General features: G+C 46.7%; 11 protein-coding genes and 1 rRNA gene. All 12 read left to right on the forward strand.

Translation table 11 applies throughout. From position 1 onward, the window contains the following. The first annotated feature begins 8 nt into the window (after window positions 1-8). Window positions 9-338, forward strand: coding sequence for a ribosomal-processing cysteine protease Prp (locus tag GUA98_RS21390; protein ID WP_095293320.1), 330 nt, complete (start codon window positions 9-11; stop codon window positions 336-338). A 23-nt stretch (window positions 339-361) separates the two neighbouring features. Further along, a complete protein-coding gene (gene rpmA, locus GUA98_RS21395) occupies window positions 362-673 on the forward strand; it encodes a 50S ribosomal protein L27 (RefSeq protein WP_095293321.1) in 312 nt (103 codons plus the stop codon). Between the two features lie 161 nt (window positions 674-834). Next, window positions 835-1,572 carry a Spo0B domain-containing protein gene (locus tag GUA98_RS21400; protein ID WP_095293322.1) on the forward strand — a complete coding sequence of 246 codons (738 nt, stop codon included), beginning with the start codon at window positions 835-837 and terminating at the stop codon, window positions 1,570-1,572. A gap of 15 nt (window positions 1,573-1,587) precedes the next feature. After that, window positions 1,588-2,898: a GTPase ObgE gene (gene obgE, locus GUA98_RS21405; RefSeq protein ID WP_153979762.1), complete on the forward strand. Its 1,311-nt coding sequence runs from the start codon at window positions 1,588-1,590 to the stop codon at window positions 2,896-2,898. A 245-nt stretch (window positions 2,899-3,143) separates the two neighbouring features. Then, complete coding sequence (locus GUA98_RS21410) at window positions 3,144-3,581, forward strand: ACT domain-containing protein (RefSeq protein ID WP_153979761.1); 438 nt, start codon at window positions 3,144-3,146, stop codon at window positions 3,579-3,581. Window positions 3,582-3,688: 107 nt separating this feature from the next. Next, window positions 3,689-4,975 carry a homoserine dehydrogenase gene (locus GUA98_RS21415; protein ID WP_095293333.1) on the forward strand — a complete coding sequence of 429 codons (1,287 nt, stop codon included), beginning with the start codon at window positions 3,689-3,691 and terminating at the stop codon, window positions 4,973-4,975. A gap of 119 nt (window positions 4,976-5,094) precedes the next feature. Next, a complete protein-coding gene (gene thrC / locus GUA98_RS21420) occupies window positions 5,095-6,165 on the forward strand; it encodes a threonine synthase (RefSeq protein ID WP_153979760.1) in 1,071 nt (356 codons plus the stop codon). Further along, on the forward strand, window positions 6,162-7,130 hold the full coding sequence (thrB, locus tag GUA98_RS21425) for a homoserine kinase (protein WP_193724323.1): 969 nt from the start codon (window positions 6,162-6,164) through the stop codon (window positions 7,128-7,130). The genes thrC and thrB overlap by 4 nt, the downstream gene beginning before the upstream one ends. Further along, complete coding sequence (gene pheA, locus GUA98_RS21430; protein WP_153979758.1) at window positions 7,127-8,008, forward strand: prephenate dehydratase; 882 nt, start codon at window positions 7,127-7,129, stop codon at window positions 8,006-8,008. The genes thrB and pheA overlap by 4 nt, the downstream gene beginning before the upstream one ends. Before the next feature lie 142 nt (window positions 8,009-8,150). Continuing rightward, window positions 8,151-9,035: a branched-chain-amino-acid transaminase gene (ilvE, locus tag GUA98_RS21435; RefSeq protein WP_095293327.1), complete on the forward strand. Its 885-nt coding sequence runs from the start codon at window positions 8,151-8,153 to the stop codon at window positions 9,033-9,035. A gap of 193 nt (window positions 9,036-9,228) precedes the next feature. After that, complete coding sequence (locus tag GUA98_RS21440; RefSeq protein WP_193724324.1) at window positions 9,229-10,869, forward strand: LysM peptidoglycan-binding domain-containing protein; 1,641 nt, start codon at window positions 9,229-9,231, stop codon at window positions 10,867-10,869. 518 nt (window positions 10,870-11,387) lie between these two features. Then, a 16S ribosomal RNA gene (locus GUA98_RS21445) occupies window positions 11,388-11,710 on the forward strand; the annotation flags it as partial.

Below are 11,710 nucleotides of genomic sequence, written 5' to 3' on the forward strand. Positions count from 1 at the left end.
TGCGATAAGTGATTATCGTTCAAATCTTTCGTAACGATGACGAGAGCATCGATCGCTTTTCCATCAAAGGGCATGCCAATTATGCCAAGCGGGGAGAAGATATCGTATGTGCCGGGGTATCCGCTGTTACAGTGGGTACAGTGAATTCGATCGAAGCATTGACGGGTGTCGAAATGGATGCCAAAATGAAGAATGGCTTTTTAAGCGCTTCTTTGCCAGTGCTGGAGAGAGACGGAACTTGGTCCCAGGTGCAATTGCTGCTCGAATCTATGGTTCTTATGCTCACTGATATTGCAGAGTCATACGGGAAGTATATTAAGATAGAGCAACTCAAATAAGTAAAGAAGGAGGACAACCAATCATGTTGAAATTAAATCTTCAGTTATTCGCATCGAAAAAAGGTGTAGGTTCCACGAAGAACGGTCGTGACAGTAGAGCGCAACGCCTTGGTGTTAAGCGTGCTGACGGTCAAACAGTAACTGGTGGTAGCATTCTTGTTCGCCAACGCGGAACAAAAATTCACCCAGGTACGAACGTGGGTATCGGTAAAGATGACACTTTGTTTGCGAAAGTGGACGGCGTTGTGAAATTCGAACGTTGGGGACGCGATCGCAAAAAAGTAAGCATCTACCCTGTGGACGTTGCTCCAGTAGCAGCTGCAGTAAAAGCATAATATCGGCATTCCGCCTAAGGAGCCTTCGGCAATTTTGCCGGAGGCTCTTTGTATTTAGGATGGTATAGATGTTTTCGATAATGAACTGGCAGAAAAGACATGTTATACTTGGTTACGGTGGGGTTTAAAACCAACCGAGTTTTGTAGAACGGGGAGAAGCCATGAAATCTTGGAAAAGAGTGCCGTGGATTGCGGCATGTTCACTTCTGATTCCTTTGGTTTTCGTTGTGCTGTATCCGGCAGCCATTTCGAGTGCTGTATGCGCATTGTGGTCCGTAGCCGTAATCTTTGTTTCAATGAATGTGATGAAGAGACAGGCGGAAGCGGAACGCAGAACCATCATACAATCTATGGAAAAGACAGCAATTGCATCACTAAATCATCATCGGCATGATTGGATGAACGATCTTCAGGTGTTATATGGATATCTTCGGCTGGGCAAACTTGATAAATCCGTGCAATGTGTGGAAAGAATAAAAGAACGGGTAACCGAGGAAAGTCGGATTTCCAAATTAGGCATTCCCTCACTCGTTTTTTATCTCCAGTCTTTTCGTGCCAGTGGCGCCGCTCTGGAATTGCATGTGGAAGTCGAGGAAGAATTGCAGCTTAGTGCTCTGATCTCTCCCGAGGATGGCGAGTCGCTTACGGGCGCAATTGCAGATGCAATCAGAGCCTATCAATACGGTGGCGGCCGGTCGTCTTGGGGAGAGGTTCGCAAACTGACCTTGAACTTCGGACAAGACCATGGGGATGTGGTTGTTCGGCTGGACGGGGATCAAACACCCGATCCGGAAACATTACGGCAGCTTAATGCCGTACTCAAAGGAAAAAAAGTCAGAACGGAGCAGCTTCCGTCTGAAGACACTTTTATACAATTTAGAATGCCGTGTGGAATATAGGAAGAAGGGGTAGCCATGTTTGTAGATAAAGCGAAGATTTATGTAAAAGCAGGAGACGGAGGGGACGGACTTATTTCGTTCCGTCGTGAGAAGTATGTACCAAACGGCGGACCTGCCGGGGGTGATGGAGGCAGAGGAGCTGACATCATTTTCCGCGTCGATGAAGGTTTGCGTACATTGATGGATTTCCGTTACCAGCGTCACTTCAAGGCCCCTCGTGGTGAGAAGGGACGTAATAAAAGTCAGCATGGTGCGAACGCGGAGAACATGATTGTGCGTATTCCACCGGGGACTGTGATTTTGGATGAAGACAGTGGAGAGGTATTGGCAGACCTGACGCGTCATGGTCAACAGGTTGTCGTTGCGCGTGGTGGCCGGGGCGGCCGGGGGAATATCCGTTTTGCAACACCGAACAATCCAGCACCTGAACTTGCCGAAAATGGTGAAGAGGGCGAAGAACGCTATATTGTGCTTGAGCTTAAAGTTATGGCGGATGTTGGTTTGGTTGGTTTCCCGAGTGTCGGGAAATCTACACTGTTGTCGGTTGTATCAGCGGCGAAGCCGAAGATTGGAGCCTATCACTTTACGACCATTACGCCTAACCTGGGTGTAGTTGGTGTGGGTGAAGGACGCAGTTTCGTAATGGCTGACTTGCCAGGATTGATTGAAGGTGCTCATGAAGGCATCGGGCTTGGACATGAGTTTTTGCGCCATGTTGAACGTACCCGCATCATTATTCACGTTGTGGATATGTCTGGTTCGGAAGGACGCGATCCGTTTGAGGACTGGGTCAAAATCAACGACGAGCTGAAGCTGTACAATCCGGCACTCGCGGAGAGACCTCAGATTGTGGCAGCCAACAAAATGGATATGCCGGAATCGGAAGAGAATCTGGAGCAATTTATGCAAAAGGTTCGTGAAGTTCAACCGGATATTGAGATCATGCCAATCTCTTCCCTGACTCGTAAAGGAATTCAGGAACTCCTGTATCGTGCGGCGGATCTGCTTGATCAGATTCCGGACGAAGTCGTGGTGGAGGAAGTAGCGGACATATCGGAACGCAAAGTGTACAGTCTGGATAAGAAAGAGGACGAAGGCTTCCGTATTGTGCGGGAGAATGAAATCTTTGTTGTTGAGAGTGCCAAGATTGATCGCATGATGAAACGGATGCAGCTGAACTCGCATGAGGCCATCCTTAAATTGGCGCGTACACTGCGTCATATGGGCGTAGATGAAGAGCTCCGTAAACGTGGTGCTGAAGAAGGCACGATTGTGCGCATCGGTGATTTTGAATTCGAATTCGTTGAAGGCAGCAGCTACTATTAAGTTTGGCAAGTAAAATTTAATGTATGGCTGTGCACATATAAACGAACGTATAAACGCAGAGAAGTGGGAAATGACCCGCTGCTCTGCGTTTTTTTTATTTTTTCCTAACATGAGGCTGGGAGAACCTTGTATACTTTGAGAAACGGTTTTGAAAAAAATAGATATGTAACGTATTGCCCTTTTAGTATAGATCCGATATAATGTCCACTATATGAAAACATGAGTCTTTGAGGAGAGGACGTTCTGTGAATGAACGCTATTACTTAGTACGGGAAGACATTTTGCCAGAAGCAGTGGTGAAGACGATGCAGGTGAAAGAGCTGCTTGCTTCGGGGGATGTCAAAACAGTGCATGAAGCAGTGGAGCAGGTCGGATTAAGCCGAAGTGCTTTTTATAAGTATAAGGATGGAATTCACCTCATCAACCAATTGGAACGGGAAAGAATCGTTACCATATCGATTGATCTGGAGCATCAGTCTGGTATATTGTCTCGCGTGTTGGGACATGTGGCTGGATATGGAGCCAACGTACTCACGATTAATCAGAGTATCCCGCTTCAAGGAAGAGCCAATGTCGTTATCTCGGTAGAGACGTCACATCTTCACGGAGAAATCGGTGAAATGTTGGAACGGATGCAGGATATGCCGGGGGTTCGGCGCACACGGATTGTAGGTCAGGGCTAACTGGATTTTATCTCATAACGTCCGGATATATGAAAAAAACTGCTTCATTGTACATAGAGAGTGTACAGAGGCGGCAGACATAAAAGACATTAGGGGGTAGATCGTTGGTGAAACCGGTAAAAGTAGGATTATTGGGACTCGGAACCGTAGGTACCGGGGTTGTTCGCATCGTGGAAGGAAACCAGGAGGATCTGAGCAGTCAGGTCGGCTCACCGATTGTTATCGAGAAGATTTCTGTAAAAAATACGGTTAAGGATCGCGTCATTGCTGTGGATCGAGCCAAACTGACAGAAGATCCGTGGGAAGTGATTCGCCACCCGGACATCGATGTGATCGTGGAGGTTATGGGTGGTATCGAACAGACGAAAGAGTACATTCTTGAAGCGCTGGAGCGGGGAAAACATATTGTCACGGCAAATAAGGATCTAATGGCTCTCCATGGCTCCGAGATTTTGGCGAAGGCACAGGAGAAGAAATGTGATGTCTTCTATGAAGCCAGCGTAGCTGGTGGGATTCCCATTATCCGCACCCTGATTGAAGGTTTCTCATCTGACCGGATTACCCGTATTATGGGGATTGTGAACGGAACAACGAACTTCATTTTGACCAAAATGAGCCAGGAAGGTGCTTCTTATGAAGAGGTCCTCGCAGAGGCACAGGCTCTGGGTTATGCGGAAGCTGACCCAACATCGGATGTGGAGGGACTGGATGCCGCTCGCAAAATGGCAATATTGGGAACGCTGGGTTTCCGCACCAATGTGGAGCTCCAGGATGTGGCGGTTAGTGGTATTTCATCCGTAACCCGTGAGGACATTACGTATGCCAGAAGACTCGGTTATGAGATGAAACTCCTTGGAATTGCGGATTGCCGTGATGACGAGATCAATATCAGTGTTCAGCCTACCATGGTGAGACAGAGTCACCCGATTGCCTCCGTTAATGGCGTGTTCAATGCAGTGTATGTACACGGGGAAGCAGTAGGCGAAACGATGTTCTATGGTGCGGGTGCAGGTGAACTCCCAACGGCCACTTCCGTCGTTGCAGATCTCGTGGCTGTGATCAAAAATCTGAAGCTTGGCGTAAACGGACTTAAAGCCATCGTTCCTTACAAGCAGAAGCGTCTGCAAAGCGATGAACAGATCATGTCAAAGAACTTCATTTTGCTGCACGTGGACGACAAAGCGGGCGTTTTGGCGCAAATCACGCAGATTTTTGCAGAGTATGAAGTCAGCCTGGCTTCGGTCGTTCAACAGCCGAACGAGCATAACCCGGATGCCGAGATCATCATCGTTACTCATAATGCAAGCAAGGCAAGCATGGATAAAGTGTTGAAACACTTTGAATCTCTTAGTGTTATACGCCGGATCAAGAGTGTATATCGGGTTGAGGGTTAAAATTATTTTTCTAATCATATAACGTTCGAATGGCTAGGTTAAATTGAATGTACAATTTTTAATACTATAATTTCAGGTCTTCATATTCGTATTACTTAATCATAAAGGAGCTTACTACAATGAGATATCAAGGATTGCTGCAAACGTACAAAGAGTACCTTCCGGTTAATGAAAATACACCTATGCTTACGCTTCAGGAAGGAAACACTCCACTGATTCATGCCGAAAATCTGTCCAAGGACCTTGGACTGAATCTATATTTTAAATACGAAGGCTTGAATCCAAGTGGTTCTTTCAAAGACCGCGGTATGGTAATGGCTGTTGCAAAAGCTATGGAAGAGGGCAGCCGTACGATCATGTGTGCCTCCACAGGCAATACTTCTGCAGCTGCTGCAGCATATGCTGCACGCGGTGGTCTGAACTGTATCGTATTGATCCCTAACAATAACATCGCACTGGGCAAGCTGGCTCAGGCCATGATTTACGGAGCCAAAGTGATTGCGATTAACGGTAACTTCGACCGTGCACTTGAAATTGTACGTGAGATTACAGCGAAGCACCCTATCACCCTGGTGAACTCTGTGAATCCTTACCGCATCGAAGGTCAAAAAACAGCTGCATTTGAAGTGGTGGATCAACTGGGTCAAGCACCTGACGTACTGGCAATTCCAGTCGGCAATGCAGGGAATATCTCTGCTTACTGGAAAGGCTTCAAAGAATACAAAGAGGCGGGAAAATCGGACTCCTTGCCGCGCATGGTTGGATTTGAAGCAGAAGGCGCGATGGCAATCGTTAAGGGAGAGCCGATTCTTGAGCCGGAGACTGTGGCCACTGCGATTCGCATTGGTAACCCGGCTAGCTGGAAGACCGCTGTGACTGCGGCTGAAGAGTCCGGTGGACAGATCAACTATGTAACGGACGAGGAAATCTTGACAGCATATCGTACAATTGCAGCGCGGGAAGGTATCTTCGCTGAACCGGCATCGGCTGCTTCGGTTGCGGGAGTATATAAATTGAAGCAGGAAGGATACTTTAAAGGTGGAGAGACGGTTGTATGTGTCTTGACGGGTCATGGTTTGAAAGATCCGAACATCGCGATCAAAACGGTAGCAACAGAGCCGCTTGTAGTCGATGATTCGGAAGAAGCGGTTATGGCGGCTATTGCACAGCTGGAGCAGCAATCCGTATGAGTTTGCAGCAACGAGTTACAGTAAAAGTACCTGCAAGTACAGCCAATCTGGGTCCAGGGTTTGATACCCTGGGCATGGCATTGTCTTTGTATGCCTGGATTGAGATGAAGCCGTCCGAACAGACGGTGTTTCATCTGTATGGAGATCATCTGAATGGTTTGCCAACGGATAGATCCAATCTAATTTACGAAGTCGCACAGATGGTATTCAAAGAGACGGGCGTGTCTGTTCCTGAACTGGAGATTTCCATGTTTTCGGATATTCCTCTTACCCGTGGACTGGGAAGCAGCGCATCTGCCATAGTTGGTGCTCTGGCTGCCGCGAACGCTTTAATTGGTTCTCCGCTATCGGACGATAAGCTCATGGATATGGCTACTTCGCTCGAAAAGCACCCGGATAATGTGGGGGCTTCTCTATATGGCGGTATTATTGCGGCTGCTTGGGATGGAAGTCGTGTGGATCACATCCGTATTGAGCCGCATCAGGATTTGCAGACATTGGTCATTGTGCCAGACTTCGAACTATCGACTTCCAAAGCAAGAAATGTCATTCCACAGCAATTTGACAAGTCTGATGTCGTGCATAATATCAGCAGGTCTTCCCTTTTGGTTGCAGCGCTGGCAAGCGGGCGACTGGATATGATACAAAGGGCGATGCTGGATCGTATTCACCAACCATACCGGGCATCTTTGGTACCTGGCATGACTGAAATATTGGAACATGCTGTAGAGCATGGTGCTTTGGGAGCTGCACTTAGTGGAGCCGGACCAACTGTTCTGACATTGGTGGATCGGCATGATCCCCGCAAAGCCGAGTTGGAACAGTATTTGATGGAGACCATGGGCAAGGAAGGCATTAATGCAACGCCGCTATGGCTGGATCCGGACCTGGACGGTGTAACCGTGCTGCCTGATCAAGATGAACGTCCTTTTTTGGACAGAATTAAAGGGGAAGTTAAAGCATGAAACGAATTGCCGTATTACCTGAAGGCTCTGTTTCCCATGAAGCTGTAGAATTTCTGTTTAATGGGGAACCGCTGGAGCTACTTCATTCCAAACTGATTTCTGATGTGTTTCGCGCCACAGACAGTGGCAAGTCACAATATAGCGTTATTCCCATTGAAAATACAATTGAAGGCTCCGTTAGTTTGCATATGGACTGGCTGGTTAACGAAGTGGACATTCCAATGCAAGCGGAGTGGGTGTATCCTTCCATACAAAATGTGATTGGACATGGTTCCGAGTTCGCTGACGGGAGCGGTGCATACGACTTCAGCAAAATTACCAAGATCATGTCTCATCCGGTAGCCATTCCGCAGTGCCAGAACTTTATCCGTCTTCATTGCCCGGATGCTGAGCTTGAGGGCGTCAATAGTACGGCAGAAGCGGTCGAGTTGGTAAAAAAGAATCCCGGAAAGGGCTGGGCCGCTATTGGCACCCGCCTTGCTGCACAAAAGCATGGATTAAATATCATGGCTGAACGGGTGACGGATCATGATAACAATTACACCCGTTTTGTACTGATTGGTCATGAGCCAGTGCAGATTCAACGTGAGCCGGATCATGTGAAAACAAGTTTGCTGGTTACACTGCCTGAAGATGCACCTGGTGCTCTGCATCAGGTATTGTCCGCATTTGCCTGGAGAAAGCTGAATTTGACTAGGCTGGAGTCTCGTCCTACGAAGAAAAGGCTGGGCAGTTACTATTTTTATATCGATGTTGAAGAAACCGTAGAATCCGTATTGCTCACAGCAGCCATGGCTGAGATCGAGGCATTGAATTGTCAGGTCCGTGTTCTGGGCAGCTATCCCTGCTATACATATCCTTCATTGAAAACCACCTAATAAACGGGTAGGATTTGCTGAGGATTGGCATTGAGATGGGTAAAACGTTAACGTAAAAGCCTGCCCCATGTTGTACAATGTAATGGAACAATTCAAGATTCGGGAGATAATGATTGGAAATTAAACGGAGGTGCAGTCATCCATGTCAGAACAGTGGATTTATTTGGATGGTCAATATGTAACCAAGGAGAACGCAACCGTTTCCGTGTATGATCACGGCTTTTTGTATGGGGACGGAATTTTCGAAGGTATCCGGATTTATAACGGCAATATTTTCAGATGCAAAGCGCATTTGGACCGTCTGTACGATTCGGCAAAATCGATCAGTTTGAACATTCCTTTATCCTATGATGAAATGCTAGAAGTAATGGCAGAAACAGTGCGCCGCAATGATATGCGTAACGGCTATATCCGTTTAATCGTATCTCGTGGACCTGGTAATCTGGGTCTGGATCCGCTGCGCTGCCCGAAAGCGTCTGTTATTATTATTGTGGAGCAGCTGGCAATTTATCCTGAGGAAGCGTATCTGACAGGGTTAAAAGCCGTATCTGTATCTCAGCGCCGGAATATCCCTGATGCACTGAATCCCAAAATCAAATCATTAAATTATCTGAATAACATACTTGTTAAAATCCAGTCCAACTATGCAGGTGTTGGCGAAGCAATCATGCTGAATTCCCAAGGATATGTTACCGAAGGATCTAGTGACAACATTTTCATTATCAAAAATGGGGTAGTCTACACACCGCCTTGTTACCTCGGAGCGCTGGAAGGAATCACGCGTCAGGCCATCATCGATTTATGTGGCGAACTCGATCTGGAGCTAAAAGAAGTTCCATTTACCCTGCATGATGTGTACATCGCTGACGAAGTCTTCTTTACGGGAACAGCCGCAGAAGTCATCGCTGCATATGAGGTTGATGGAAGAACAATTGGATCGGGTGTAGCTGGCCCAGTCACATTGAGATTGCTCGAAGCGTTCCGTCAAATTGTAGACAAAGACGGTTATAAGGTTTGGGAAGCGTAACCCTTCTAAACATATTGAAATGCAATATCCTTCTTGTCCAATAAGATCAGCATCCTACATAGGGTGCGGGTTTTGGAGGCAGGGAGGATTTTTTTTGTTTAGATGATGTCATTAGCCCAGTTTCTGCATAGGATGTAGTAACGGTATGGGCGAATGCACTGCCCAAGTAACACGTCTAGGAGGTTAGTTCCCCGTGAAAATACACATGGTGAAAAAAGGCGACACGCTATATTTACTGTCCCAAAAATATAATGTGGGCCTGGACAAAATTATTGCGGCTAATCCGCAAATTACTGATCCCGACAAGCTGGATATCGGTATGAAAGTTAAAATTCCAGCAGAGCCTGTAACACCAAAACCGGAAGGAATACTGCATAGTCACAAAGTCCAGCAAGGTGATTCTTTATGGAAGCTGTCTCAGGCTTGGGGAGTCTCATTGAAGGATATGATCAACGCGAACCCTCAGTTGAAAAACCCGAACGCCCTGCTTGTAGGAGAGACAGTCTATATCCCCTCCCAACCTGTTCAGGGAAATACGGTTACAGGAAGCAGTACAGGTAATGTTGCTGATCATGAAAAGCTTTCGCCTGAGGGCAAGGAGTATACAGGTGTCAAAGAAGAGCCAGCACCCCCAGCACCACCAGAACCACCAGCACCACCAGCACCGGAGATACCTAAGGCAGTAGAAGAGACGCCAGCTCCTACTCCAGCACCAGCACCTTTACCAGCAAATCCTGTCATCCCAAATGTGATGCCTGAATTGGAAGTACTGCCGCAGTTACCTGAGCTACCTGAGGTTAAACCGGAGATGGCACCTGAGAAAAAAGAACAGCTCGCCCCAATTGCTGAAGTACAGCCTTTGCCGGAAGTGCCAACATACACCATGCCTAATCTTTCTCCTGAAATTATGCCGCTACCAGTCATCCCTAATACGAAGTCGCCGTCTGTCGTTTCACCCGCGACCAAATCTCCTTGTGGATGTGGAAAAAAATTGCATCATGCGCCGGCTGAGCATCCATATGCTCAAATCCCTGTCCCTGTTCAAGAGGTTTATGCTGTTCCTGAATCATCACATATTTCTGGATATAATCACAATTCTGGGTTCCCAGGGTTACCTGAAGCTACTCCTTATTCGGTGAGCCCTTCTTATCAAGGTCAATGGACAGAGCAGAACCACAATAACTATACGCCGAATTTGGCTCCTGAATATCAGCAGGAAAATGTTTATCCAGTCGCACCTGCTGCACAAGTCAACAGCCCATTCCCTCCATTCGTTGCTGATACACATATGAACCAACAGCCGTTTATTTCCCCTTACTCAACACTTCCGTATCCACCTTGTGGATGTGGCGGACATATGCATAACCCCCATTATGGCCACCCTGGATACAGTTATCAGGATCCTGCGTGGGGAATGTATGGTTCGTATGACCCGTATGGTGTACAGACGCATATGGGGCCAAACATTGTACCAAACCAGCCCGTAGAGTATGCATATCAGAATCCGTATCCTTCACAAAACATGGTGCCCCCATCTCCTCTGGGAGCTTTTGGGGAACTGTACCCAGCTCAAGGCAATGTTGGAACTAAAAAAGGTGGACGTGAAGAAGCGGATTTAAGCCAGTCTAATGTATCCGGAGAAGAAGTAACGGAAGTAGGGGGCAAAACCAAGCAAGCTTCTGCAAAAACAGGCACGACAAAACGCAGAACAAGCAAATCAAGTGGTAAAAGAACATCCAAAGTATCTGTTTCTTCTGCAAATGGAAGACGTAACTCAGAGGCGGAGAAACGTAATTCAACCAAAAAACGTCGTAATCCCTGGATACAGTCTTAGTTGATACAGACAGGATCGTGTATATCCTGATTGTTAAAAAGAGGCCGGCCTATGTTGAAAGGCTGGCCTCTTACTTTAAATAAGAGGAGAAGAATGAGGAAACGAAGGAATGTGAACTAAAGTAAATGAAAAGTTGTAAAATAATTGTTAATTCGTTGTATGTGTGATAATATATCCATACGTTTATTTTATCCCTATCTATATTATTTCAATTGATTTTGGTAGAGTTATTACGTTCTAAAATCTATGAAATAAAAAAAAAGAAAAAAAGTGTTGCATTGATCTAATCAATATGTTATATTATTTAAGTCGCCGCTGAAACACAGCGCTAACGCGATAGAGAAGTGCAGCAACGAAGTTTGATCTTTGAAAACTGAACAACGAGTGAGTAACGATCTTACTTTGTAAGATCGATGCTGAGAAATTGGTACAAGTCATCTGACTGTATGATTTCGAAGCGGAAATGAGATTTTTAATCTCGTCAGATTCAAAATGAGCTAATCGCTCTTTTCAATACTTTATTGGAGAGTTTGATCCTGGCTCAGGACGAACGCTGGCGGCATGCCTAATACATGCAAGTCGAGCGGAGTTGATAGGAAGCTTGCTTCCTTGATACTTAGCGGCGGACGGGTGAGTAACACGTAGGCAACCTGCCCTCAAGCTTGGGACAACTACCGGAAACGGTAGCTAATACCGAATACTTGCTTTCTTCGCCTGAAGGAAGCTGGAAAGACGGAGTAATCTGTCACTTGAGGATGGGCCTGCGGCGCATTAGCTAGTTGGTGAGGTAACGGCTCACCAAGGCGACGATGCGTAGCCGACCTGAGAGGGTGATCGGCCA

Origin of the sequence: Paenibacillus sp. P13VS (assembly GCF_015143645.1) — a bacterium.
Lineage (GTDB): Bacteria > Bacillota > Bacilli > Paenibacillales > Paenibacillaceae > Paenibacillus > Paenibacillus xylanilyticus_A.

What these genes read in the sequence shown, in the direction of transcription:
- rpmA (WP_095293321.1), top strand. Translation starts at nt 362, where the DNA reads ATGTTGAAATTAAATCTTCAGTTATTCGCATCGAAAAAAGGTGTAGGT.
- ilvE (WP_095293327.1), top strand. Translation starts at nt 8,151, where the DNA reads ATGTCAGAACAGTGGATTTATTTGGATGGTCAATATGTAACCAAGGAG.
- thrC (WP_153979760.1), top strand. Translation starts at nt 5,095, where the DNA reads ATGAGATATCAAGGATTGCTGCAAACGTACAAAGAGTACCTTCCGGTT.
- thrB (WP_193724323.1), top strand. Translation starts at nt 6,162, where the DNA reads ATGAGTTTGCAGCAACGAGTTACAGTAAAAGTACCTGCAAGTACAGCC.
- pheA (WP_153979758.1), top strand. Translation starts at nt 7,127, where the DNA reads ATGAAACGAATTGCCGTATTACCTGAAGGCTCTGTTTCCCATGAAGCT.
- obgE (WP_153979762.1), top strand. Translation starts at nt 1,588, where the DNA reads ATGTTTGTAGATAAAGCGAAGATTTATGTAAAAGCAGGAGACGGAGGG.
- GUA98_RS21400 (WP_095293322.1), top strand. Translation starts at nt 835, where the DNA reads ATGAAATCTTGGAAAAGAGTGCCGTGGATTGCGGCATGTTCACTTCTG.